The sequence below is a fragment of the Aminobacter sp. AP02 genome, from assembly GCF_003148805.1.
GTDB lineage: Bacteria > Pseudomonadota > Alphaproteobacteria > Rhizobiales > Rhizobiaceae > Aminobacter.
Genome location: NZ_QGGX01000006.1, coordinates 141,981 through 166,221, shown reverse-complemented (window position 1 = coordinate 166,221; position 24,241 = coordinate 141,981). Strand labels below are relative to the sequence as shown.

The 24,241-nt window shown below is 61.9% G+C and carries 28 protein-coding genes; 7 read left to right on the top strand and 21 right to left on the bottom strand.

Annotation, left to right across the window (positions count from 1 at the left end; all coding sequences use genetic code 11):
• Positions 1 to 92: 92 nt before the first annotated feature.
• The 17 genes from C8K44_RS09740 to C8K44_RS09655 all read right to left on the bottom strand — a co-directional run bounded on the left by C8K44_RS09740 (position 93) and on the right by C8K44_RS09655 (position 14,108).
• On the bottom strand, positions 93 to 1,106 hold the full coding sequence (locus tag C8K44_RS09740; protein ID WP_109575579.1) for a flagellin: 1,014 nt from the start codon (positions 1,104 to 1,106) through the stop codon (positions 93 to 95).
• 329 nt (positions 1,107 to 1,435) lie between these two features.
• On the bottom strand, positions 1,436 to 2,416 hold the full coding sequence (locus tag C8K44_RS09730) for a flagellin (RefSeq protein WP_109575577.1): 981 nt from the start codon (positions 2,414 to 2,416) through the stop codon (positions 1,436 to 1,438).
• 280 nt (positions 2,417 to 2,696) lie between these two features.
• Complete coding sequence (locus C8K44_RS09725; RefSeq protein WP_109575576.1) at positions 2,697 to 3,647, bottom strand: flagellin; 951 nt, start codon at positions 3,645 to 3,647, stop codon at positions 2,697 to 2,699.
• 303 nt (positions 3,648 to 3,950) lie between these two features.
• Positions 3,951 to 4,682 (bottom strand): flagellar type III secretion system pore protein FliP, encoded by a 732-nt coding sequence (gene fliP / locus C8K44_RS09720; RefSeq protein ID WP_109575575.1) that lies wholly within the window; start codon positions 4,680 to 4,682, stop codon positions 3,951 to 3,953.
• The gene (locus C8K44_RS09715; RefSeq protein ID WP_109575574.1) at positions 4,679 to 5,185 is read right to left on the bottom strand and encodes a flagellar basal body-associated FliL family protein; all 507 of its coding nucleotides are present in this window, start codon (positions 5,183 to 5,185) and stop codon (positions 4,679 to 4,681) included. The genes fliP and C8K44_RS09715 overlap by 4 nt, the downstream gene beginning before the upstream one ends.
• 8 nt (positions 5,186 to 5,193) lie before the next feature.
• Complete coding sequence (gene flgH / locus C8K44_RS09710; RefSeq protein ID WP_109575573.1) at positions 5,194 to 5,898, bottom strand: flagellar basal body L-ring protein FlgH; 705 nt, start codon at positions 5,896 to 5,898, stop codon at positions 5,194 to 5,196.
• Positions 5,895 to 6,494 (bottom strand): MotE family protein, encoded by a 600-nt coding sequence (locus tag C8K44_RS09705; protein ID WP_109575572.1) that lies wholly within the window; start codon positions 6,492 to 6,494, stop codon positions 5,895 to 5,897. The genes flgH and C8K44_RS09705 overlap by 4 nt, the downstream gene beginning before the upstream one ends.
• 3 nt (positions 6,495 to 6,497) lie before the next feature.
• Positions 6,498 to 7,724 (bottom strand): flagellar basal body P-ring protein FlgI, encoded by a 1,227-nt coding sequence (locus C8K44_RS09700; protein ID WP_109575571.1) that lies wholly within the window; start codon positions 7,722 to 7,724, stop codon positions 6,498 to 6,500.
• Positions 7,721 to 8,140, bottom strand: a complete 420-nt coding sequence (flgA, locus tag C8K44_RS09695) for a flagellar basal body P-ring formation chaperone FlgA (RefSeq protein ID WP_245417442.1) — start codon at positions 8,138 to 8,140, stop codon at positions 7,721 to 7,723. Before flgA ends, C8K44_RS09700 begins: the two co-directional genes overlap by 4 nt.
• 59 nt (positions 8,141 to 8,199) lie before the next feature.
• Positions 8,200 to 8,988, bottom strand: coding sequence for a flagellar basal-body rod protein FlgG (flgG, locus tag C8K44_RS09690; RefSeq protein WP_109575570.1), 789 nt, complete (start codon positions 8,986 to 8,988; stop codon positions 8,200 to 8,202).
• An 11-nt stretch (positions 8,989 to 8,999) separates the two neighbouring features.
• Positions 9,000 to 9,311: a flagellar hook-basal body complex protein FliE gene (locus C8K44_RS09685; RefSeq protein ID WP_109575569.1), complete on the bottom strand. Its 312-nt coding sequence runs from the start codon at positions 9,309 to 9,311 to the stop codon at positions 9,000 to 9,002.
• Positions 9,308 to 9,727 (bottom strand): flagellar basal body rod protein FlgC, encoded by a 420-nt coding sequence (gene flgC, locus C8K44_RS09680; RefSeq protein WP_109575568.1) that lies wholly within the window; start codon positions 9,725 to 9,727, stop codon positions 9,308 to 9,310. Before flgC ends, C8K44_RS09685 begins: the two co-directional genes overlap by 4 nt.
• A 5-nt stretch (positions 9,728 to 9,732) precedes the next feature.
• Complete coding sequence (gene flgB, locus C8K44_RS09675) at positions 9,733 to 10,113, bottom strand: flagellar basal body rod protein FlgB (RefSeq protein WP_109575567.1); 381 nt, start codon at positions 10,111 to 10,113, stop codon at positions 9,733 to 9,735.
• 129 nt (positions 10,114 to 10,242) lie between these two features.
• Positions 10,243 to 10,872 carry a hypothetical protein gene (locus tag C8K44_RS09670; RefSeq protein WP_109575566.1) on the bottom strand — a complete coding sequence of 210 codons (630 nt, stop codon included), beginning with the start codon at positions 10,870 to 10,872 and terminating at the stop codon, positions 10,243 to 10,245.
• On the bottom strand, positions 10,856 to 12,256 hold the full coding sequence (gene fliI / locus C8K44_RS09665) for a flagellar protein export ATPase FliI (RefSeq protein WP_109575565.1): 1,401 nt from the start codon (positions 12,254 to 12,256) through the stop codon (positions 10,856 to 10,858). The genes C8K44_RS09670 and fliI overlap by 17 nt, the downstream gene beginning before the upstream one ends.
• On the bottom strand, positions 12,257 to 12,979 hold the full coding sequence (flgF, locus tag C8K44_RS09660) for a flagellar basal-body rod protein FlgF (RefSeq protein WP_109575564.1): 723 nt from the start codon (positions 12,977 to 12,979) through the stop codon (positions 12,257 to 12,259).
• Positions 12,980 to 12,986: 7 nt separating this feature from the next.
• Positions 12,987 to 14,108, bottom strand: a complete 1,122-nt coding sequence (locus C8K44_RS09655) for a DUF1217 domain-containing protein (protein ID WP_109575563.1) — start codon at positions 14,106 to 14,108, stop codon at positions 12,987 to 12,989.
• Between the two features lie 154 nt (positions 14,109 to 14,262).
• Here C8K44_RS09655 and motA point away from each other — a divergent pair, with 154 nt between their 5' ends.
• The 6 genes from motA to C8K44_RS09625 are packed head-to-tail and all read left to right on the top strand — an operon-like array spanning position 14,263 to position 19,155.
• Positions 14,263 to 15,138 (top strand): flagellar motor stator protein MotA, encoded by an 876-nt coding sequence (gene motA / locus C8K44_RS09650; protein WP_109575702.1) that lies wholly within the window; start codon positions 14,263 to 14,265, stop codon positions 15,136 to 15,138.
• Between the two features lie 35 nt (positions 15,139 to 15,173).
• Positions 15,174 to 16,109 (top strand): FliM/FliN family flagellar motor switch protein, encoded by a 936-nt coding sequence (locus tag C8K44_RS09645; protein WP_109575562.1) that lies wholly within the window; start codon positions 15,174 to 15,176, stop codon positions 16,107 to 16,109.
• 56 nt (positions 16,110 to 16,165) lie between these two features.
• Entirely contained in the window at positions 16,166 to 16,567 is a 402-nt protein-coding gene (gene fliN / locus C8K44_RS09640) for a flagellar motor switch protein FliN (RefSeq protein WP_109575561.1), read from the top strand.
• Between the two features lie 43 nt (positions 16,568 to 16,610).
• Entirely contained in the window at positions 16,611 to 17,621 is a 1,011-nt protein-coding gene (locus tag C8K44_RS09635; protein ID WP_109575560.1) for a flagellar motor switch protein FliG, read from the top strand.
• A gap of 26 nt (positions 17,622 to 17,647) precedes the next feature.
• Entirely contained in the window at positions 17,648 to 18,724 is a 1,077-nt protein-coding gene (gene flhB / locus C8K44_RS09630; protein ID WP_109575559.1) for a flagellar biosynthesis protein FlhB, read from the top strand.
• Positions 18,721 to 19,155: a hypothetical protein gene (locus C8K44_RS09625; RefSeq protein ID WP_109575558.1), complete on the top strand. Its 435-nt coding sequence runs from the start codon at positions 18,721 to 18,723 to the stop codon at positions 19,153 to 19,155. The genes flhB and C8K44_RS09625 overlap by 4 nt, the downstream gene beginning before the upstream one ends.
• A gap of 29 nt (positions 19,156 to 19,184) precedes the next feature.
• Here C8K44_RS09625 and C8K44_RS09620 read toward each other — a convergent pair whose 3' ends face one another.
• On the bottom strand, positions 19,185 to 19,940 hold the full coding sequence (locus C8K44_RS09620; protein ID WP_199227062.1) for a LuxR C-terminal-related transcriptional regulator: 756 nt from the start codon (positions 19,938 to 19,940) through the stop codon (positions 19,185 to 19,187).
• Complete coding sequence (locus C8K44_RS09615) at positions 19,937 to 20,638, bottom strand: helix-turn-helix transcriptional regulator (RefSeq protein WP_109575557.1); 702 nt, start codon at positions 20,636 to 20,638, stop codon at positions 19,937 to 19,939. Before C8K44_RS09615 ends, C8K44_RS09620 begins: the two co-directional genes overlap by 4 nt.
• A 506-nt stretch (positions 20,639 to 21,144) precedes the next feature.
• On the opposite strand from C8K44_RS09615, the gene C8K44_RS09610 reads away from it, so the two are divergent.
• Positions 21,145 to 22,326: a TMEM43 family protein gene (locus C8K44_RS09610; protein WP_109575556.1), complete on the top strand. Its 1,182-nt coding sequence runs from the start codon at positions 21,145 to 21,147 to the stop codon at positions 22,324 to 22,326.
• Positions 22,327 to 22,333: 7 nt separating this feature from the next.
• Here the strand turns inward: C8K44_RS09610 and C8K44_RS09605 are convergent, their stop codons facing one another.
• Both C8K44_RS09605 and C8K44_RS09600 read right to left on the bottom strand, forming a co-directional pair.
• Positions 22,334 to 23,365 (bottom strand): histone deacetylase family protein, encoded by a 1,032-nt coding sequence (locus tag C8K44_RS09605; RefSeq protein WP_109575555.1) that lies wholly within the window; start codon positions 23,363 to 23,365, stop codon positions 22,334 to 22,336.
• Positions 23,362 to 24,036, bottom strand: a complete 675-nt coding sequence (locus C8K44_RS09600) for a TetR/AcrR family transcriptional regulator (RefSeq protein ID WP_109575554.1) — start codon at positions 24,034 to 24,036, stop codon at positions 23,362 to 23,364. The genes C8K44_RS09605 and C8K44_RS09600 overlap by 4 nt, the downstream gene beginning before the upstream one ends.
• Positions 24,037 to 24,241: the final 205 nt, after the last annotated feature.

Genomic DNA, 24,241 nt, shown 5'->3' with positions numbered 1-24,241 from the left:
GGCAGACCCTAAACCTCGAAGCTTGTGCGAAAATGTTATGGGCCGCGCGATGCGCGGCCCATGGCAAAATGGTCGAGTGTCGTGAGGGGCGATCAGCCCTTGAACAGCGACAGGATATTCTGCGAGTTCGAGTTGGCGATCGACAGAGCCTGGATGCCGAGCTGCTGCTGGACCTGGAGGGCCTGCAGACGGGTCGATTCCTTGTTCATGTCGGCGTCGACAAGCTGGCCAACGCCACGGTCGATCGAGTCCATGAGCTTGGACACGAAGTCCTTCTGCATGTCGATGCGCGCCTTGGCGGCACCGAGTTCCGACGCCGCGTCGGCCATGCTGGCAAGCACCGTTTCGACATCCGTCAGCAAGGCGTCGAACGCCTGCGATTCGGTTGGAGTGGCGATGACGGCGTCAGCAGCGTCACGTGCCTTCACGCCGGTCAGATCGTCAACTTTGATATTGAGCAGGGAAACATCGGAGGCGTGGCCCTTTTTGTCGAGGATGCCGCTCTTCGCGACGACTGGAGGGCCGGCTGCTGGTGTCACGTCATCGATCAGCCGAACATTCTTCAGCGCGATGTCGATGCTGCCGGTCGAAACGACGCCGGTCGAGTCGCGGTTGTAGGACGAGATGATGCTGAAATGATTGCTCTCGGCAACGGGAGGCGTGGCTGTCGGATTGGCAGTATCCTTCGAGGAATCTGTTTGGAGCAGATTGGAGCCGGCGTAGTTGGCGCCGCCAATCGCATCCTTCAGCTGGGCGACATATGTGTCGATCTCGGTCTGGAGCTTGGCGCGCTGTTCGGGGCCAACATTCTTCGCCAGAAGCACATTCTTCTTGATCTTATCAACGGCGGTGAGGGCGTTGTTAATTGCGGTGTAGGCAGTGTCTACCTTGCCGCTGCCGAGGCCGAGCGCATCCTGCACGACCGAGTTGACGTTGTTGTCCGAGCGCATGGTTGTCGCGATCGACCAGTAAGCCGCGTTGTCGGAAGCTTCGGCGACACGGAAGCCGGTCGAAATGCGCCCCTGCGTGGTCTGGAGCGCCTTGTTGGTGGCGCTGAGGCTCTGGAGTGCCGTCATTGCCGAAGCATTGGTCATAATACTGGACATCGATAAAGCCCCCTCTGTCAAAACCGCGCCGCTGGCAGCGGCTATTGGACCGGTCGCGGATGCTGTTCGTTTCCGCCCCGTGGCAGCCGATGAACCGCATGGCAATTGGTTAACCATAACTAGCGGTTCATGGTTAACGGTGGATTAAGAGCGTTGGCGACGCGAGCGTTCGCCCCGATCGGTGACGCTGGGGCATTTATCTGGGAGGAGGCTTGCGCCAAGCTAGCTTGGCAGGGGCTGAAAAACGAAATCGGGCCGCACCTTGCGGTGCGACCCGATCCTAGCGGCAAGTGCCTGAGACGGCTCTTAGCAGCTATTCTGGTCAGTCATTAGCCGCGGAAGAGCGACATGATCGACTGGGTGTTGGAGTTGGCGATCGACAGAGCCTGGATGCCGAGCTGCTGCTGGACCTGAAGGGCCTGCAGGCGGGTCGATTCCTTGTTCATGTCGGCGTCGACGAGCTGGCCGACACCGCGGTCGATCGAGTCGCTGAGCTTGGACACGAAGTCCTTCTGCAGATCAATGCGAGCCTTGGCGGCGCCGAGTTCGGCGGCACCGGTCGCCATCGAGCTGAGGGCCGACTCGATATCGGTCAGAAGAGCATCGAATTTGTCTGCTTCGGTGGGAGTGGCGATAGCGGTGCCACCAGCATCTTTGGGGGCGATGCTCGACAGGTTTGTTCCGGTGATGTTGATGTTCAAGATCGAAACGTCGGACCTGCTACCCGCTTTATCAAGTATGCCGGCGCCAACCACAGGCGTTCCAGTGGCGGCGGGATCGATCAACCGGGTGTTGGCGAATGCAATGTCGATCGTGCCAGTGGTGACGGCATTGCCGGTACCGCGATTGTAGGAAGTGATCACGCTCAGCTTGGTCGGGTCAGCCGCAGCCGCGCCGGTCTTGAGCAGGTTGGACCCGGCATAGCTGGCGCCGGCGATGTTGTCCTTGAGCTGCGCCTGGTAGGTGGTGATTTCGCTCTGGATCTTCGCACGCTCGGTCGCGCTGTCGGTGGCCTTGGCCAGCAGCACCTTTTCCTTGATCTTGTCGACGACCTCGATGGCACTCTTCATGCCGGCATAGGCGGTGTCGACCTTGGCGGCGCCGAGGCCAAGTGCGTCCTGGACGACCGAGTTGGCCTTGTTGTCGGAGCGCATGGTGGTGGCGATCGACCAGTAGGCGGCGTTGTCGGACGCTTCGGCGACGCGCATGCCGGTAGCGATGCGGCCCTGGGTGGTCGAGAGGTTCTTGTTGGTTGCAGCGAGCGTCTGCAGCGCGGTCATTGCCGACGCATTGGTATTGATGGAAGACATGGGAAAAACGCCCCTAAGAAATGCAATGGTACAGGGACATACCGGATCGGCCGGTATGGCGGAGAGGCATCATGCCAATGAGCACTTCAGGGAAGGTCACCCGCCATGCCGGGCAATCTGCCGGAAAATTGCTATTAAAAATCTAAGTATCATGGTTAATTCAAAGTAACTTGCTGTTTTATTTGAATATTGAGCGCCATGACTTGAGTTGCACGGATGCCCAAACGAAATCGGGCCACACCGAGGTGTGGCCCGAGCTTCATGTTAAGATTTGCCGATGTTAGCCGCGGAAGAGCGACATGATCGACTGGGTGTTGGAGTTGGCGATCGACAGAGCCTGGATGCCGAGCTGCTGCTGGACCTGAAGGGCCTGCAGACGGGTCGATTCCTTGTTCATGTCGGCATCGACGAGCTGGCCGACACCGCGGTCGATGGAGTCGCTGAGCTTGGACACGAAGTCTTTCTGCATGTCGATGCGGGCTTTGGAAGCGCCGAGTTCGGCAGCGCCGGTCGACATCGAGCTGAGGGCCGACTCGATGTCGGTCAGCAACTTGTCAAAAGACGCACCCACGTCGGTCGCAACGTAGCCGGTGACGCCAGTGACGTCCGAAACATCAATGTCAAGGATGGACGTCCCAGATTGTGCACCGTTCTTGTCCAACATTCCCTTGTTGGCAGCCGCCGCGGCCGGATCCGAGTTGATCAGACGAGTGTTGGCGAATGCCACGTCAATCGTGCCAGTGGTGACGGCATTGCCGGTACCGCGATTGTAGGAAGTGATCACGCTGAGCTTGGTCGGGTCGGTCGCGGCCGTGCCATTCTGGAGCAGGTTCGAACCGGCGTAGCTGGCGCCGGCGATGTTGTCCTTGAGCTGCGCCTGGTAGGTGGTGATTTCGCTCTGGATCTTCGCACGCTCGGTCGCGCTGTCGGTGGCCTTGGCCAGCAGCACCTTTTCCTTGATCTTGTCGACGACCTCGATGGCACTCTTCATGCCGGCATAGGCGGTGTCGACCTTGGCGGCGCCGAGGCCAAGCGCGTCCTGGACGACCGAGTTGGCCTTGTTGTCGGAACGCATGGTGGTGGCGATCGACCAGTAGGCGGCGTTGTCGGAAGCTTCGGCGACACGCATGCCGGTAGCGATGCGGCCCTGGGTGGTGGAGAGGTTCTTGTTGGTTGCAGCGAGCGTCTGCAGCGCGGTCATTGCCGACGCATTGGTATTGACTGAAGACATGGGAAAAACGCCCCTAAAAATGCGGATGGTACAGGGACATACCGGATCGGCCGGTATGGCGGAGAGGCATCATGCCAATGAGCGCTTCAGGGAAGGTCACCCGCCATGCCGGGCAATCTGGCGGAGAGTTCCTACCAAAGGCGTAAGCGGTACAGTTAATGCCGCATTAAGCTGTTGATATGTTGTGATTTTGCGTGCACGAGCCCATGCAATGCAACCGCAGCGCGCCTTTGGGCTGCGGTTAGATGCATTTGGTTCGAAAATGGCAGTTTCTTGCGAGCCCTCACGAGGACTCGCGGTGCTCTAAGTAAATGATCGTACCAGGGAGCCTACGAGCAGGTTCCAGCCGTCGATGAGCACGAAGAACAATATCTTGAAAGGCAGCGACACGACGGTGGGCGGCAACATCATCATGCCCATGGCCATGGTGATGGTGGCGACGATCAGGTCGATGACCAGGAACGGGAGGACGATCAGGAATCCGATTTCGAAACCACGGCGGATTTCCGAGATCATGAAGGCCGGAACCAGGATGCGCAGGTCGACCTTGTCTTCCGAAACGGTCTGGCCGCGCTCGCGGGCGAGGTCGGCGAACAGGTTGAAATCCTTGTCGCGGACGTTGCGCATCATGAACGTACGGAACGGATCTGAAATGCGCTCGACCGCCTCGGTCTGGTTGATCTGGTTGTCCATCAGCGGCTTGACGCCGTTTTGCCAGGCCTGATCGAAAGTCGGCGCCATGACGTAGAAGGTCATGAACAGCGACAGCGAGATGAGGATCAGGTTGGCGGGCGTCGATTGCAGGCCGATGCCGGTGCGCAGGATCGAAAACGCGATGACGAAGCGGGTGAAGCTCGTCACCATGATCAAAAGGCCGGGCGCCACCGACAAGACGGTGAGCAGCCCGAACATCTGGATGATGTAGCCGATGGTGGCGCCGTCAGTGTTGCCGAGTGCACTCAGGTCAAGCTGCTGTGCGCTCGCGGGCATGGCCGTGCTCGCGAGGATGGCTGCGGTGGCCAGGAATTTTTTCATTCGAACAACAACGTTCTGATCAGCACTTCCTTGACGTGGCCGTCGCTGCGGACAGCGGCGCGTTCGTCGAGGTCGGTCTTGAGGTGGCGGAAAGCACTGGCACCCTGGAGCTGATGGATCCTGAGCGTGCGCACGAAGGCAACCAGGTCCTGATGGACGCGAACGGCGAGTTCGGGCGGCTGCGGCGCGTCGAGTACCAGCGAGACCTCGAGGCGGACCCACATCGTGTCGGGTGCGGCGAGGTTCGCGGTGATGGTGGGGAGCTGAACTACCGTGGCAGCGGCCAGGGAGGCGTTGCCATGATCGGTGCTGGCTTTAGCCGGAGCGCCTGGTTTTGCTGCCTCGCTGGCAGCCTGCTCGGCTGGCTTGGCTTCGCCCCTGAGGTAGCCGCCGGACACCCAACCCATGCCGATGGCCGCTGAGGTCATCATAAGCAGGATGCCGATCTGGACGACCAACGATGGTCCGGGCTTTTGGGGGGAGAACTGTTCCATTGCTGTCATGACCGGACCTAGAACGGGAGGACCTGATCGAGGAATTGCTGGCCGTATGGCGGCTGCTGTACCTCGGTGATGCGGCCACGTCCGCCATAGGAGATGCGGGCTTCGGCGATGCGCTCATATGGAATGGTGTTGTGCGGCCCGATGTCGGTCGGGCGCACGATGCCGGCGATGGTCAGCACGCGCAGTTCGGCGTTGACGCGGACCTCCTGAGATCCGCGGATCATCATGTTGCCATTGGGCAGCACTTCCATGACGACCGCGGCGACGAGCAGGTTCAGCTTTTCCGAGCGGGCAGTGGCACCGTCACCCGTGAACTTGGATTTCGAGTCGATGTTTGCGTCGGCCGAGCCGCTGGTGCCGGCCCCGTCCCATTCGAGATCGAGGCCCATGCCGAGGCCGCGGCTGGACGTGCGCTGGCGCTCGGACTCATTCTTGAAACGCGCCTTGTCGTCGATCTCGATCCTGACGGTGAGAATGTCGCCCGCCTGCAGCGCGCGCGGGTCGGTGAACAGGCGGCTCTGCTTGTCCTGCCACAGCGAAAAACGCTTGGGCGGTGCCGAGGGCGATTCAGGATAGCGGTACATCGACGAACTGCCGTCCTCGATGCCGGAACCGACCGCCGACATCGTCGGCTCCTTGTTGATTTCCTTCAGGTCGGTGGCGCAGCCGGCGAGGCTGGCGAGCGAGGCTGCGAGGAGGGCTTTTCTAATCATGTTGGGTCTTCCCGGCGGGATGCGCTTGCCATGATGCGGGTGAGTTCGGCAGCCGAGTTGCTTTCCATCTCGTTGAGGATGACGCTCGACTTGCGCGCGTCGAGCTTCATCAGGATGGCTGCGGCGAGATCGACATTCATCACCGCCAGGCGCTCGGCCGCAGCATCGGGCTTCATGCGCGAATAGATCTGGACGACGCCTTCCTCGGCGCGGGCAAGGAAGACCTCGCGACGCTTGAGCCAGGTTTCGTACTCGGTGCGTCGTTCCTCGAGCAGCGCGATGCGCTTGTCGACCTCTGCCTGGAGCTTCCTCAGTTCCTCGGCCTGAAGCGCGTAGCGGCGGTCGCGGGCTGCGTCGGCTATGTTGGAGCAGAAGCGTTCGACTTCACTCGGCTCGATCGTGTTTGGCGGGATTGTCGCGGTGTGCTCGGACGAAATTTGAGGCTTTACCTCACGCGGCATGACCTGCGTCGGGGTGCCCTGAACGAGCAGCTGTTCGGCATGGGCCGAGCCGCCGTGAGTAGCGATAATCGCAAGTGCCGCGGCCGCGAGGGCCTGGCTGCGGAACGTCTGGAGAAGGCTTGCGGTCATGGCCATGGCTTACTGCACCACCAGATCGGCCTGCAGCGCGCCGGCCGACTTGATGCCCTGGAGTATTGCGATGATGCCGTCCGGCTTGACGCCGAGGCGGTTGAGGCCGGCGACCAGCGTCTGCAGGTCGGGACCGTCGAGCATGGCCAGTTTCGAGTCCGGGCGCTCCGTCTCGATGACGGTGTAGTCCTCGATGGCGGTCTGGCCGCGTGCGAAGGGTTCGGGCTGGACGACGCGTGGCTGTTCGGTGATGCGCACGGTGAGCGTGCCGTGGCTGATGGCGACGCGCGAGATCTTGACCTCGTTGCCGATGACGATGGTACCGGTGCGTTCGTCGACTACGACGCGCGCGGGAGTGTCGGACATGACCATCAGGTTTTCGAGTTCGGCATAGAAGCGTGCGGTCGAAATGCCCTCGGGCTTGCGGATGACGACGGTACGCGAATCCTGCTCGCCGGCGACGCGCTTGCCGAAACGGTGGCGGGCGTAGTCGTTGACGGCGTCGGCGATGCGGACGGCAGTCGAGAAATCCGGGTTGAAGAGCTGCAGCGTCAGAACGTTCTCGTCACCGAAGCGGGCCTTGACCTCGCGCTCGACGATAGCGCCATTGGGAACACGTCCTGCAGTGGGCACGCCCTGGATGACCTTTTCCGCATTGCCCTGGGCCGCGAACCCTCCGACCATCACCGAACCTTGGGCGACGGCGTAGATTTCGCCGTCGGGCGCCTTGAGCGGAGTCATCACCAGCGTGCCGCCCGAGATCGCGGTGGCGTCGCCGAGCGACGAGACGTTGACGTCGATGCGGGCGCCGGACTGGACGAACGCCGGCATGTTGGCAGTGACGACGACCGCAGCGACGTTCTTGACGCGCAGGCGACCATCTTCCGAGGCGATGCCCAGATTTTCGAGCATCGCGCGGATCGACTGCTCGGTGAAGGGCGAGTTGCGCAGGCTGTCGCCGGTGCCCGGCAGGCCGATCACGAGACCGTAGCCGACAAGCTGGTTGTCGCGGGATTCCTGTAGAGAGGCGACATCCTTGACGCGCACATTGATGAGATTGGCGCCGCCGCTGTTGAGCGTGGTCTGCTTCCCCCCATCGCCGAGGTTCGCGAAGGCATCGTCGCCCTTGCCGCTGCGCTTGGCCAGTTCGGAGGCGGGAACGCCGTCTGGACCGTCGGCATGAGCGCTCTGGAGGCCAAGTACGGCGACTGCCGCAAGCAACAGTCTGCGGATCATATTGCACCCACACGGATCGAGCCGTCGGCCATGATCGTGCCTGAGAGAACTTTGCCGCTGTCTATGTTGCGCACCTTTACGACGTCGCCTGCCGAGCCCGGTTCAAGCGTGACCGCGGCAGCGGAGATCAATAGCGCGCCAGTCGCAAAGACGACCTGCACGGAAGCGCCGCGGTCGACCAGCCAGGCCTCGCGCAGCGCGTTGACGGGGATGTAGCGGCCAGGCAGTAGCGTACGCTTTGCAATCCGGCCGTCGAGTTCATCGGCAAGCGTCGCAACCGCGTCGGGACGAACCCTGCCCGGCTTGAGGGTGACTTCCTTGAGCGAGGACAAGGCAATTGTCTCGCCCGGATAGATGACGCGGTTGGGAACGAGCACGACCTCCTGCTCGGCAGCCATCGCTGCGCTGCCAAGCATGGCGAACGCGAGTGCCGCCGCGCGGATATGGAGGAGGGCGTTCCGTCGCCGCATGATCTTCACCGGATATTCTTGGAAACGACGGCGGCCATCTCGTCGGCAGCCTGGATGACCTTGGAATTCATCTCGTAAGCGCGCTGGGCCGAAATCAGCTCGGTGATTTCCTTGACCGGATCGACGTTGGAATTTTCCAGATAGCCCTGCTTGATCGTGGCGTAGCCCGGATCGCCTGGTACGCCGACATTGGCGGCACCGGAGGCTTCGGTTTCCTGGAAGAGGTTGTCGCCGAGCGGCATCAGACCTGCCTCATTGGCGAAATTGGCGAGCGTCAGGTCGCCAAGCGGCTGGAGAGCCGCCTGGCCGTCGATCCGGGCAAAGACCTGGCCGGAATTGTTGACGATGACCTCGACCGCATCCTGCGGCACGGTGATTGCCGGGATGACGTTGAAGCCGTCAACCGTGACCAGCTGGCCGGTGGCGTTCTTGTTGAACGAGCCGGCGCGGGTATAAAGCGTCTGGCCGTCGGCACCCTCGACCTGGAACCAGCCTTTACCCGATAGCGCGAGGTCGAATTCGTTGCTTGTACTGGTGAGGCCGCCCTGGATGTGGACGTTGCGGACTGCCGCCGTCTTGACGCCGAGGCCGATGGCGACGCCTTCCGGCACGATCGCCGAATTGGCGCGGTTGGGCACGCCCTGCAAACGGTCGACCTGGTAGAGCAGGTCGGAAAATTCGGCGCGGGCGCGCTTGTAGCCGGTGGTGTTGATGTTCGCGATGTTGTTCGCGATCACCTCGAGATTGGTTTGCTGGGCGTTCATACCCGTCGCGGCGATGGCAAGCGCTTTCATCGGGATGTTCCTCAGATGCCCATGCGGCTGACTTCGAGATAGGCTGTGACGATCTTGTCGCGGATCGCGACAGCCGCCTGCAGCGCCTGCTCGGCGCTCATCACCGCGTCGACAACCTGGCGGGTGTCGGCTTTGCCTTGGAGGCCATCGAGCGAAAGCTGCTCTGCCTGACGCAACGTGGCATGGGCCTGCGCGGCGGCGTCCGAAAGGGCCGCGGCGAAGGACTGGGCGACTGTACCGGACGCAGCTGCGCCGGCCTCGGGCGCGACGCTTGTCGGCTTGCTCAGTAGCTGCGTGCCGATTGGGCTGATGCTGCCGATCATGACTGGCTCCTCATAAGGTCAATGGTCATGGAAATTAGGTCGCGCGCCTGCTTGATGACTTGCAGGTTGGCTTCGTAGGAACGGTTGGCTTCGGTCATGTCGGCCATTTCGATGATGACATTGACGTTGGGCATCTTGACGTAGCCGTTGGCGTCGGCTGCCTCGTTGCCGGGCTGGAATTCCAGCGGAAACGCGGACTGGTCGTGACCGATCGAGGCGATCTCAACCGTCGATCCGCCGGTCGCGCGGTCGAGTTCGGCGGCGAAGCTGACTGTCTTGCGGCGATAGGGGTCGGCGCCGGGCGTGTTGCCGGTCGACTGGGCGTTGGCAAGGTTTTCCGAAACGATGCGAAGGCGTTCGGACTGGGCTCCGAGACCGGAGCCCGCGACCTTGAGGGCTGAGACGAGCGGATCCATTCCTGTCAGGCCTTCGTGCTGAGCATGATCATGCGGTGGAAGGCTTTGACGATGGCGGTATTGAGCTCGAAGGAGCGGCGAACTTCGCCGGCCTTCATCAACTCGTCTTCGACGGCGACAGTGTTGTCGGAGGGCAGGACCGCGTGCCTGGGCTGTTCAGGCTTGACAGCGTAGCCGGCCTCGGTGGCACCGCCGGTGAGGTGGCCCGTCTGGGTCGATGCCATGGCAACACGTGAACGATCAAGCACGCGCTCGAACGGCTCTATCTCGTTGGTGCGATAGCCAGGCGTGTTGGCGTTGGCGACGTTACCGGCGATGGTGTTCTGACGCACCGAGAGCCAGCGTGCCTGCTGGGCGGCCAGATCGAACAGGTTGACGGGGTCCATGGAAATCTCCGAGCAGATTTCCAAACACTATTGCCTCAGTCTTGCGCGGGCCTTGCGCGGCGGCCCTGGGCGCCTGTTCCATTCCCGGAAGCCGGAAGCCGGAAGCCGGAAGCCGGAAGCCGGAACCGCTCAACGCGAGACCTGGAAGACCTCTTCGCGGGAGGTGACGAGCACCCATTTGCCGTCGCGCTGTTCGATCGAGGCGACACGGCTAGAGTCGGGCAGAACGGAGCCGCGCTGGACAACCCAGACACCGGCGTCATCTTCGACCATCGCCCGACCATTGGCGATGTGAACGAGCTTGAATTCGATCTTAGGTCCGGGGAAGGGCTGTTCGGCTATGCCGGGAACCCCAACAGCATCGTCCTTGTCGGAGCGAAGCGAGCCGGTGGCGAACAGGTCGAGCTTCATCGGCGGAATGTCTTCGACCGACATTGGGGCGCCGACCCGTTCGACCTGCTGGCCCAGTGCCAGCGGAATCGGCTGTTCGTTTTGGCCGCCGCCGGAAAATTTCATCGCCCGGATGCCGAACTTGTCCTGGTTGAAGAAGATGTACCAGGGAAACAGCGCGCAGGTGAGCCCGAGCGCAATGCCCAGCCCTGCGATGACAAAGTCGCTTCGATGATCGCGCTTTTCGCGCGTTGGGGTGATGGTAAGCGGCCCGCGCCTCAAGCCGAGGCGCTGCAGCAGCGTGCGCGGCTTGTCCTTGCACCCGATCATTTCGAGGAACTCGCTTGCCGGGTCATTCCGCCTGAACATTGGCTCTATCCTTGGCTTTCAGATGGCGTGCGAGATCGGAGAACGGGTCGAGCGACGGTCCATCGGCTGGTGATTGGCCCAATGCCTCGTAGATCACGGGAACCTGGCGTACCGCCAGATCGAGATCGGCGTCGGCGCCGGGCTGGTAGGCACCGAGCAGACGGATGTCGCGCGTGTCCTCGAAGCGTGAAATCAGTGCCTTGAGCTTGCTGACAAGCTGGCGCTGCTCGGGGGTCCAGGCCTTGCCGGCCAGACGCGAGATCGATGCCAGGGGATTGACCGGCGGATAACGCCCCTGTTCGGCGATCGAGCGGTCGAGCACAACGTGGCCGTCCAGGATGCCGCGGACGGAATCGGCGACCGGATCGTTGTGGTCGTCGCCGTCGATGAGCACGGAGATGATCGCCGTGATCGAGCCGGTGCCTTCCATGCCGGGGCCGGCGCGTTCGAGCAGCTTGGGCAGGTCGGTGAAGACTGACGCGGGATAGCCGCGCGCGACCGGCGGTTCGCCGGCGCCGATGGCAACCTCGCGCAACGCATGAGCAAAGCGGGTGATCGAATCCAGCACCAGAAGCACCCGGTCGCCACGGTCGCGGAAATGCTCGGCGACGCGCATTGCGGTGTCGGGCGCGCGGCGGCGCATCATCGCGCTCTCGTCGGAAGTGGCAACGACGGCGACCGTCTTGGCCATGGAAGCGGCGCCGATCGTGTCTTCGAGGAATTCGCGGACTTCGCGGCCGCGCTCGCCGATCAGGGCGACGACGACCGTGTCGAAAGCATCGGCCCCGGCAAGCATGGCAAGCAGCGTCGATTTGCCGACCCCGGAGCCGGCGAAGATGCCCATGCGCTGGCCGAAGCAGAGCGGGGTGAAGATGTCGATGACGCGGACACCTGTATTGAAACCGGTTTCAACGCGCTGGCGCGCCAGTGCCGCGGGCGGCACGGCTTCGGCGGCGTCCTGCTTGCCATCGCGGATCAGCGGCCCGCCGTTGTCGATGGGGCGGCCAAGAGCGTCAATGGCTCGGCCGCGCCAGCTCGGATGCGGGGTGATCGAAATGGGGCCACGGGTGAAGACGGCGTCGCCGACACCGACCTCGCCGCTGCTTTCGTAAGGTGCGACCAGTACTTCGTCTCGGGCGATCTGAACGATCTCGCCCCGACGGTTGCGGCCATGGCCGCGATGCTCGACGATGTCGCCAAGCCGCGCGCTCGCGGACAGTCCGCCGACCTTGTAGTGCGTCGGAGCGATTTCCCTCACCTGTCCGCCACGTCTGACCAGCAGGCGATCATCGGCAAAACGGTGTTGGATGCGTTCGAGCGCTTCAAGCCGGTTGTCGTGCACCGGCTGTGGCCCGTTGCGGATGGCGGTCAGGGACGTGCTCACTTATTTCGAGCCGAGCGTCTTGATGGCGTCGGAGAAGGAAGCCTCGTTCTGGCGTATCAGGGCGGCTGTGTTTTCAAAGGCGCGCTGAACCATGATCAGCTTGGTCATTTCCTTGATCGGATTGACGTTGGACTCCTCGACAAAGCCCTGGACGATGCCTGCGTCCATGCGGTCGACGATCGGCTGGGGCGGTGTCGGCGGCACGACGCCCGAATTGCCGTAGCGGACGAAATTCACGCCGGGGTCGAAATCGTAGAGGCCGATGGCGCCAACCTGACGATCACCCTGGCGCAGCGCGCCGTCGGCGCCCGCAGTCGGGGGGCCGGCACGTGGGTCGAGCTGTATCGGCGCGCCGCCAGCGTCGAGCACCGGGTGGCCCTCGACGGAGACGAGCTGGCCGTCCTGGGTCATGGAGAAGCGGCCGTCGCGGGTCATCACCACGCCCGCTGGCGTGTCGATGCCGAACCAGGCGCCGCCACGGATAGCGAAGTCGAACGGATTGCCGGTTTCACGCATGCCGCCATGCTGGGTCGAAAGATAGGTGTCGCCTGGCGAGGTGAAGGACACCGACTTCTGGCCGAGGCCGGAGACGACGTCCTCGAACTTCACGCCTGTGGCGCGGAAGCCGACGGTGGACGCGTTGGCGACGTTGTCAGCGATGGTGTTGAGGCGCTTTTCAAGCGCAACCTGGGCCGAGAGGGCGACGTAGAGACCGTTTTGCATGATGTCCTTAGAACCTCAGCTTCTGCATGGCAAACAGCAGGTCGGTCGACACTCCAGCGGCGGGCGACCCGCCGAAAAGCACGCCGACGGAGGCCTGTACCGGTGAGCTGGGGTTGTTGATTTCCCAAAGGCTGGTGAAGCGCTTCATGAATTCGCCGAGCTTCTTGGGATCGGAGAAGTCCTCGACCTTGAGCTTGCTTTCAAACAGAGCGACCTGGCGGTCGATATCGGCGCCAGCGAAGGATTCGGGCAGGGCAAGCGCCGTGCGCACGACCTTGGCGAGTGCCGGATCGGCGAGCACCTGGTAGAAGCTGGTGATAGTCGATGCCTTGCGTTCGAAATAGAGCGCGAGGCGCACGCCTTCATTGTCCTTGCCGGCATTTTCCTCCAGCGTCTGGCGCATGAACTTGTCGACGGACGGCCGTTGGGAGGGGTTGGTGGTCGTGGCCGTTTCGCCATAGGCCTCGAAATTGTAGACAGCGGCGAATGCGGCGTAGCGCTTGTCCGTCATCTGGTTGGCGTAGCTTTTGGGGTCGCGAACGCCACCTGCCAGGACCTTCTCCATCATGTCCTTGTTGGGGATCGAAGCTTCGATGCCCAAGGCGTTCATGGCGAAGGCGTACAGCCTGTCGTCGCCCAGGAGATCCTTGGCGGACTTCACCTTGACGATGTTGTCGAGGTAGTACTTCACCTCTTTCTGGACGGCTTCCGACTTGGGATCGAGTCCGGCAAGTTCCACCTTGATCAGGTATTGATCGACGGCACCTTGCTGGGCCTTGTTGTAGGTGGTTGCCTGCGCGCCGAGTTCGGCGAAGTTGAAACTCTTGACGAACTCGGCATAGCGCTTGTCGGTCAGCTTGTTGGCGAAGCTGTCCTTGTCGGTGATGCCTTCCTTCAGCGCCTTGACCATGAATGCCTTGGCGTAGGCCATATCCTGCAGGCCGTGTGCCTTCATGGCGTACTTGAACAGACGGTCGTTCTTGACGAACTCGTCGATCGACTTCACGTTCTTGATGTTCTTTAGATAATACTCGGTCTCGCGCTCGACGGTGGGCTGAGACTCGACACGGCCGATTGCCTTGCCGATGTCCCTCGCGATCAGGTGGTAGCTTGTATAGGTATTGAGCATGACAATAGCCCTTCCGCCGCAGGATAGTCGGGGAAGGCTACGCTCAAATGCTTGCGCGAGGCTGAATCATTTGGCTGCGTACTTTCAAGCCTCACACAAGGCACGCAAGCTATCTGTGTCCGCCTAAGTGCTTTGAATGCGGAAGGACCGGCTTGTGGGCATTCTGATCGGACTCGTCGTGACGCTGGGCTGTGTGCTCGGTGGATTCATGGCGATGGGCGGACACCTCAACGTCCTGATGCAGCCTTGGGAACTCGTCATCATCGGCGGTGCGGCCCTTGGAACCTTCCTCGTCGCCAACCCCATGACTACGGTCAAGGACACCGGCAGGGGCATCATGGAGGCCTTCAAGCAGTCAGTGCCGAAAGAGCAGGACTATCTCGAGACGCTGGGTGTGCTGCATTCGCTGATGCGCGAGCTGCGCACCAAGACGCGTTCGGAAGTCGAGGCCCATATCGACAACCCGGATGACTCGCCGATCTTCCAGGCCTTCCCGACCGTGCTGAAAAACTACGACCTGACGCATTTCATCTGCGACTATTGCCGCATCATCATCATCGGCAATGCCCGTTCGCATGAGATCGAAGCGCTGATGGACGAGGAAATCCAAACCATCCGCGCCGACAAGCTCAAGTCCTATCACGCGCTGGTCGCGGTCGGCGACGGCCTGCCGGCGCTGGGTATCGTCGCCGCCGTGCTCGGCGTGGTCAAGGCGATGGGCGCACTCGACCAGTCGCCCGAGATCCTTGGCGGCCTTATCGGTGCTGCACTTGTCGGCACCTTCCTCGGCATCTTCTTGTCCTATTCGGTGGTCAATCCAATCGCCACCAAGGTCAAGACGGTGCGCGAAAAGAAGAACCGGCTCTACATCGTCGTGAAACAGACGCTGCTTGCCTACATGAACGGCTCGCTGCCACAGGTCGCGATCGAGTTCGGTCGCAAGACGATCTCGTCCTACGATCGCCCGTCGATCGACGCGGTGGAGCAGAGCACGCTGAACGCTGGCAGCATCGAAAAGAAGGCGGCCTGATCGATGCGGGACGCTGACAAAGGGCATCGCAAGCCATGAACACCACCGCAAGCCCGGCGGAACCGCGGGACCTCGTGATCGAGCGCATTTTGGGCGACACCGGCGAGCCGGCCAAAGTGCATTCGGCTGCCAGGCGCCTTGCCGAACGTTCATCGCCGCTGATTGCCAAGCTGCTGAGCGAAGTGCTGCCCGAACAGATCTTCGTCGAAGTGGTGGAAGTCAAGCTTGCCCGCATGGCTGACGCCAAGGCCGGCAAGAGCAACCAGGCCATGTCGGTCGCGATGACCCAGACGTCTCCGGACGGGCTGGTGATGACGCTTGATCCGCAGGCGCTGGCGATCCTGGTGCATATCATGTTCGGCGGCGATCCGAGCCGCGACGTCGCGCCGATCGACCGCGACCTGTCGTCTATCGAGACAAGTGTCGCGACCCTGGTTTTCCAGGACGTGGCGCGCGCCATGAACGCGCAAGGCCCCGATGGCGGCGTCGGCGTGAAGCTGCCGGTGCCAGAGGCGATGACGGGCACCGTCATGAAGAAGCATGTGTTTCGCGACGGGCCTTCCGCCCGCATCACGCTGTCGATCTCGACGGCCGTGTCGCGCGGCCTGCTGGTCCTGACCCTGCCGCAACGCGTGCTGATCGAAGATCGCCGCAGCAAGGCCGAAAAGGAAGCCGAGGCGATCCCGACCACCGAATGGCGGTCGCGCTTTTCCGACGAACTGATGCGTTCGACCGTGCGGCTCGAAGCATCGATGCCGCTCGGGCGCATGACGCTCGGCGACCTGACCTGCCTAGAGGTTGGGCAAGTCATCGAAATGGCCGAGGACACCCAATCCAATGCCGTCATCGCCGCGCGCGGCAAGACGCTGTTTGCCTGCGAGTTCGGCAAGCTCGGCCAGAACTACACGGTACGCATCAGGCGTCCTTTCGACGCGACCGAAGAAATAATTGAAGGAATCGTTGCGGGTTGAGCCGATGCGCTGCCAAGCAGCGCCCGGCACCGCGAACGACATAAAGGAGAACACCGATGAGCAAGGCGCAGCCCAAGCCCGAGGTCGAAAAGCCAGAAGTCGAAGTCGAGGACGACCAGCTCAACCGCGCCATCGAAGAACTGCGTGGGGTTCTGAGCGAAGAAGAAAAGCGTCCTGGTGCAGCCGCAGCTCGCCCGTCCGGCGTCGGCAACAGTGTCATCCTCGACATCCCGGTCGAGGTGCAGATCGTGCTCGGAAGCACCGAAATGCCGGTGTCCGATCTGATGTCGCTGCAGAAGGGATCGACCGTGGCGCTGGACCGTCGCATCGGCGAGCCGGTCGACGTGGTGGTCAATGGTCGACGCATCGCGCGCGGTGAAATCACCGTGCTCGAAAGCGATCCGTCGCGTTTCGGCATCCGCCTTACCGAAATCGTTGCGGCGACAAAGAGCGCCTGAGGACTTTGAACGTGCTTTCCCTTGCTTCTAGAAAGGCTTCCGAATGACGACGCTGGCGACGCTGACGCGGCCGCAGAAGGCGGCGGCCATATTGGTGGCAATGGGCAAGCCGTCGGCGAGCCGGCTGCTCAAGTTCTTCAAGCAAGACGAACTCAAGGCGCTGATCGAAGGCGCGCGGCTTCTGCGCACCATTCCGCAGGCCGATCTCGAACGGATCGTTGCCGAATTCGAGGCCGAGTTCACCGAAGGCGCGGGCCTGCTCGATTCTGCCGACAAGATGGACACGATCCTCAACGAGTCCCTGTCGCCCGAAGAGATGAATGCGCTCATGGGCAATGGTGAGCCCATGGGCAAGAAGGACACCTTGCCACCGGTGTGGCCGCAGCTCGAAAAGCTCGAAGCCGCGCAGATCGGCGCCTTCCTTGCCAATGAACATCCGCAGACGTCGGCGATGATCCTGTCGAACCTCGCGCCGAACTATGCCGCGAAGGTGGTGCTGACGATGGAAAAGCCCGAGCGGAGTGAAATCATCAAGCGGATGATGGAACTGGCGAACGTACCGGAAGCCGCGACGAGATTGGTCGAAAACCAGATCCGTACGCGTGTTCTGACTGAAAGCGCCCAAAAGGATACCACTGCCGGACAGACGCGCGTTGCCAGCGTGCTCAACGAACTGGACAAGTCGCAGCTGGAAGAAGTCATGAACGACCTTCGCGAAGTGGGCATGGCCGATCTCGATGCCATCCGCGCGCGCCTGTTCTCGTTCGATGATGTTCCGATGATGACGCAGAAGGCGCGTGTCGCGCTGTTCGATGGCCTGTCGACCGAGCTGCTGACGCTCGCGCTGCGCGGCACGGCCTTGCCGCTTGCCGAGGCTGTGCTGTCGTCGATTGGCGCTCGCTCGCGCCGCATGATCGAATCCGAACTCAGCCAGGGATCGGAAGGCATTCAGGCGGCCGACATCATACGCGCCCGCAAATCCATTGCTTCCATGGCATTGCGCATGGCCAACGAGGGTCTCCTCGAATTGCCATCGACGCAAGACGCCGCCTGATCCCGTCCGAACGGGTCGGCTGAGCGATGTCGGACGAAGATAAAGACTCCAAAACAGAAGACCCGACAGAGAAGAAGATCCGCGACACAATGGAGAAAGGCAAATTGCCGGTCTCCAAGGAAGTCGCGATCTTCACCTCATTTTTGGCGATCATGGTCTACACCGTGTTTTTCGCCTCCAATTCGGTGGCTGAACTCGGCGTCTTCCTGTCGAACTTCCTCGAAAAGCCGGAAGCCTGGCCGCTTGGCACCGAGCGCGACGTGATCGAGCTCTACCAGGCGGTTGCAGTCGAAGTCGGGCGTGCCGTCGCTAGCCTGTTCTTGTTGCTCGTGGTCGCTGGGCTCGGCGCATCGCTGGTCCAGAACGTTCCGCAATTCGTTGGCGAACGCATCCGTCCGCAAGCCTCGCGCATTTCGCTGACCAAGGGCTGGTCGCGCATGTTTGGCGCGCAGGGGCTCGCCGAATTCCTGAAGTCCCTGGCCAAGCTTTGCTTCGTCATGATCGTGCTTTACTTCGTCCTGTCGGACGATCATCGGCGACTGCTTGCCGGCATGATCACCAATCCGGTGGCCTTCGGTAGCGTTATCCGCGACATCGCCGTCGATATCCTGGTGGCGATCGTCTTTGTCATGGGGGTGATCGGCGTCGCCGACATCGTGTGGTCGCGCTTCCACTGGTTCCAGGAGCAGCGCATGACAAAGCAAGAGGTCAAGGACGAGATGAAGCAGTCGGAAGGCGATCCGATCGTCAAGTCGCGCCTGCGCTCGATCGCCCGCGACCGTGCGCGCCAGCGCATGATGACAGCGGTGCCGAAGGCGACGCTGGTGATCGCCAACCCAACCCATTTCGCCATCGCGCTACGCTATGTCCGCAACGAGGACGCGGCTCCCGTCGTGCTCGCCAAGGGGCAAGATCTGGTGGCGCTGAAGATCCGTGAGATCGCCGAGCAGAACGGCATTCCAGTATTCGAAGACGTGGCTCTTGCCCGCTCCATGTACAAGCAAGTTTCGGTGGATAGTATCATTCCATCGCAGTTCTATCAGGCCGTCGCCGAACTGGTGCGGATCGTTTACGGAAACAGGGCTCAGCGTAATCAGTCATGAAGAATCAGCCGCATGCTTCGTCCCGTGAAGTCCTTGTCGCGACGGCTATCCAGCCGGTGGTGCGCGAGTTGCGCCTCGTCGACCTTGCCGACTACGTCGCCTTCATCCGGATGGAGCATTTTGCCAACGTCGCCGATCTCGTCGATTCAGCTGCGGAACTCTATTTCATGCCGGGCGCGCTGCGCATGGGGCTGGGTGGCGAGGCGCATGTCAGCTGGACGGGCAGCCCCCGGATCGTGCTTGACCTCGAGCTCAGGCCTGAAGGGGCAGTGGTCTATTTCCAGCTGTCGATGACGGCCAACAATGCTTCGGTCGAGGTGCACTATGTCTCGTTCGAGAAGCCCGATGCCGAGCCGGAGAAGAATACCGAATATCTCGCCGCGGCGATCCAGCATGCGATGATCAGGCCGTCACAGGCCCAAGCGGCCTAGGGTAGGGTAAGGTGGCCTGATTTGATCTCTTAGTCGATCAGCCCAAGACGCAAGGCCTTGGCGACTGCGTGCATGCGGTTGACGGCATTGAGTTTCTGCGTCGTCTGGGTGAGGTACTGATTGGCGGTGTGAACCGAAAGCTTCAGCAGCTTGGCTATCTCTTCGCTGGTGTATCCCCGCGAGGTCAGCTTCAGGCACTCGATTTCGCGACGCGACATCGACGGCATTTCCCGGGACTGCGTTGCGTTTATGCGGGCCACTGCGTCGAACAAGGCAAAGCAGCGGCCGTGAAGGTCGTGCAGCGACTGCGGGTCGGGGGATAGCTCGGGGCCTGCGAAGATGAAAAGCCCCACCTGACCGCGGTCGGTGTAGACCGGGAAGGCGATGCCGCGGCCGCTTCGCGCGAGCGGTTCGATACGGCTGGTCCAGGCCAGGGCCGAGAACGCCTGTGCGGTGTCGGCGTCGTCCGCCCACCAGCACGGTGCCGTCGACTGGCGCGCATGGCGCATCAGGTGCTCGCCAATGCCGCCGCCAAGCAGACGTGCGGCGGACATGGTGCTGGGATAGTCGGAATCAAAGCAGGGCGTAAGGCGGCTGCTGTCGGCAGAGGCCAGGCAGAGCGCGAAATCGCGCGCGCCAAGGTCGACGGCGATCCAGCGGCAGCGCTTTGCGGCGTCGGCCAGGGTGACGGCCGGCAGGCCGATTGCGGCCGCGTGGCTGGTGCATGAAGCATCCTGCTCGCAGTTGGACGCGCGGCCTAGCTGCTTTGCCTGGGGGTAGCTCAAATGATGCCGCTCCTGATTGCGGTCGCAATCGCCATGGCGCGATTGGAGGCCGACAGTTTCTGGATCGCGTGGGTGATGTAGGAGTTGACCGTGTTGGCCGACACGCCGAGGATTAGTGCGACCTCATCGGTGGTCTTGCCTTCGGAAACCCAAAACAGGCATTCGCGCTCGCGGTCCGACAGCGGGTCTTGAAGCGTTGCCGCTGCAAGCACGCTTGGTGCCTGCGACAGGGCGTAACAGCATTCGAGCTGGGTGCGGGGCATGACGGTCGGATCAATGCGGCCGGCTTCCGCTGCCGAAAACAGCACGAACAGCCGCTGGCGGCCGACATGCAAGCGCAAGGCGAAGATTTCGGCATGGCCGAGGATGTCGAGCAAGCGGGCTTCTTCGCCGCCAAGGACGCCTGGCGCCTGCGATGCGATAAGGCTCTGCGGCCGGCCGCCTGGTGCACTGGCGAACGGACCCTGAGCGAGGCCGGCGATGAGTGCGTGGCCGGCGAGCTGAATGGCGTCATAGATCCAGTTCGAGGCAATGATCTGGAGGTTGTCGCGTTCCTGGTCCTGGGCGATGGCGACGAGCATGTAGCCGTCGGCACCGATCTCGTCGGTCAGGTTCATGAAGAAGGCGGTCAGATCGCTACGTGATGCGAGCCTTGCTGCGACGGTCGTCTGTTCGTTGCGGGCTGCGAGGGCGATCATCTCAAAATTTCTGCCGGAATCCGTTTGGGAACCGGAGTTGGACGGCGGCCCGATCCGGTCGAAATATCCATGACTTTGACGTTAAAAAACGCGACGCGGACGCCTGAGACATCCATCGGCCGAATCCGTACTGGTCGCGCGAAACCTGACGCGCTCTCCACCGGGAAAATTCCCGGCATTTCAGAGAGTTGGTGGTTCGCCGCGCCCCCCGAGGACCGGCTGATTCGTGGTTAATCTAACCGCTCGCGAATCGCTCCGCAAACATAATTGACAAAAAGTTAATTCAGAGTCCTTCGACAGACTCAGGGCAGGTCGAAAAGGCCCTGGAAACGCTGCGGCATGACCCTAGAAAATCTTGGCGGTGTTTGGAAAATTCAAAGTGCTGAAGCGTCCGTTGCGCGTCCAGCGGGAAGCGTGGCGCGGTGGTCAAGGCCCTGGCGAAGATCGCCATTGATCGGCTGGTGCAATCGGCTTAACGCTGCGTCCGCTACGGGCAGGGGAATGCAATGAGCGAGCAAATTCGTGAAGTAACCAGCGTGTCCTGGTTCGGGCGGATCAAGCGCACGGTTGGCGGAGTGCTCGTCGGGCTGATCCTTGTCGTCGCCATGGTGGCGGTGCTGTTCTGGAACGAGGGCAGGGCGGTGACCACGGCGCGCTCCCTGGCTGAGGGCGCCGGTGCCGTGGTGTCGGTTTCGGCTGAAGCGATCAATGGCGCCAACGAAGGCAAGCTCATCCATGTCGGCGGGGCCGTGAGCGCATTGGAAGGGCTCAGCGACCCGGATTTTGCGATATCGGCCGAAGGCGTACGGCTGTTGCGCAACGTCGAGATGTATCAATGGGTGGAAAACTCCAAGTCGGAGACGACCACCAAGCTGGGTGGCGGCGAAGAGACCGTGACCACCTACAGCTATGCCAAGGAATGGCAGGACCGGCCGATCTCGTCGTCCGAGTTCAAGCAACCGTCCAACCACCAGAATCCGTCGATGGAGATCGCTTCGCGGTCATTCCAGATTCCCGAGGGCAGGCTTGGCGCATTCGTGCTGGACGAACCGGTTCTCGACCTTATCGGCGATGCCAAGTCGCTGACCATTTCGCCGAACCAGCTTTCGGCAATCCAAGACGCCCATTCCGGCACTGAGCGCGTCAGCGTCGTCGATGGGCGGATATTCCTGGGCGTCAACCCGACCTCGCCGGCGATCGGCGATTATCGCATCGGCTACCGGCTGGTGCCGCTTGGTGACATCAGCGTCATCGGCCAGCAGAGCGGGGACGGGTTTGCGCCCTACCAAACGCTTGCCGGCGATGAATTGTTGATGGTCGACGCTGGCATGGTGCCGGCCGAAAAGATGTTTGCGAATGCGGTGAGTGCCAACACCATCATCACCTGGCTCGTGCGTGCGGGCTGCCTGCTTCTGTTGGCCATCGGTTTCGGATTGCTGCTCGCACCGCTCGGCGTGTTGGCCGATGTGATCCCGTTTGTCGGCGGCATCGTGCGCATGGGCACCGGGCTCGTCGCCTTCGTGTTGGCCCTGCTGCTGGGTTCAGCGACGATTGCTGTGGCGTGGTTCTGGTACCGGCCACTTATTGCGGTAGGCATCGCGGTGGCCGGGCTTGCACTGGCCTATCTCCTGACGCGGTTTGGGCGGCGCAAGGTTGCCGCCGCGCCGCAATCGGGCGCGACGGCGTAGATGTCGATCACCGTCCCTCGAAGCCGGTGAGGACGCCCACGGCGTTGATGCCGATCTCGTCGACGGCATAGCCGCCTTCCATGACAAACAGGCTGGGCAGGCCAAGCTTGGCGATGCGCGCGCCGATCTTGGGATAGTCGGCGCTGGTCAGCTTGAACTGGCTGATCGGATCCCTTTCGAAGGTGTCGACTCCGAGGGAGACGACAACGACGTCGGGCGCGTAGGCGGCGAGCTTTTGGCAGGCATCTTCAAGCGCTTCGTTCCACTTCTGCCACGAGGTACCGAAAGGCATCGGGTAGTTGAGGTTGAACCCTTCGCCCGAGCCGGCTCCGCGTTCGTCTGCGTGGCCGAGGAAGAACGGATACTCGGTCATCGGGTCGCCATGCAGGTTGATGACCTGGATGTCGGAGCGGTCGTAGAAGATTTCCTGCGTGCCGTTGCCATGGTGATAGTCGACATCGAGGACCGCAACGCGCTTGGCGCCTTGGTCGCGGAACCATTGTGCGGCGACTGCGGCGTTGTTGATGTAGCAGTAGCCGCCCATGAAGGCAGCACCGGCATGATGGCCTGGCGGGCGGCAGAGCGCGAAGGCAGCGCGCTCGCCGGCCTTGATCAGCTGGGCTGCGGTCAGGGCGACATCATAGGACGACTTGATGGCGTCCCACGTGCCTTTGACGAAGCTGGCGCCGCCGTCGAAGGAGTAAAAACCGAGCAAGGCCTCGATGTTGCGCGGGCGCACATCGCCACGCAGGCCGCGTGTCGGCCATGCGAAAGGGATGGCCGAGCCGGACTTGCCGGCGGCTTCCCATTGCGGCCAGACGGTCGGCAGGAAGTCGATATAGTCGGCAGCATGCACGCGCTTGGCAGCCGCGAGGTCATGTATCTCAGGCGCCAGAATATCACCCAGCTTTTGATCTTCGACCCGCGCCTTGATGATCTCGGCCCGCGAGGGCTTCTCGAAACCGGGCACGATGGCACCCGCGACAAGCTCCATCTGGCCGCTGTGGCCGGCGTGGAGCGGTGAAAAGACTGTCTTCATGAAAATCCTTCCTGGTTCTGGTCAAGGTCGAGATAGGGGGTGACCAGGGCGAGCCACATTGTCTTGACGTCGTCCTGGATGAGATCGAATGCCCTTCGGTCCCGCTTGAGCCCGACAAGCCGGCAGACGTGGCCGACCTCCATCATCACCACGCCCAAGCGGCTCGCGATCTCGACCTGAAGTGCTGGATTCACATGCTGCAGCCAGGCGGCGTAGAGGGCGATGATCTGTTCGTCGTATTCGTTCTGGATGGGCCTCAGGTCGGGGTTGCCGGTGATGGCCTCGATGACCGGCATCAGGTTGGCGTTGTCGAGGTAAAGCCTGGAGGTGTCGACGAACAGCTTGTCGACCTCTTGCTGGAATTCGTCGTGGTTGGTGGGACGAGGAGCGTCGATGCGCTTTGCAATGACTTCTGGGAAGGCTCCGAGCCAGCGCCGGGCAAGATCCAGCAGAATGGCTTCCTTGTTGGGGAAGTACTGGTAGACCGAACCGACGGACAAGCCCGCACGCTGGGCGATGGCAAGCGTCGTTGGTGTCTTGGTTCCCTGTTCCCTGGTCAGGATCAGGGCGGCATCAAGAATCCTGTCGACAACCTTGCTCGACCGCTCCTGTCGCGGCTGCTTGCGCGGGCTGAGCGCTGTCTTGGTTTTCCAGTTGAGACTGCGATTCATGGAAAGACTTCTCGCTCCCTGCTTGCGTTTACCGTTAGCGGGGTGCGTCCTCCACAACGCATCCAACAAATCCCGCATATTGACAAACGCGAATAAATAGTCGCATTTTTTCCCGACGTTGTCTGCAGGGAAACTTTGCGGAATTCCTTAGGGCAGCGGATCGGCTTCAGCCTTCTTGTCTGGTTGCGCCACTCCGTCCGATCGG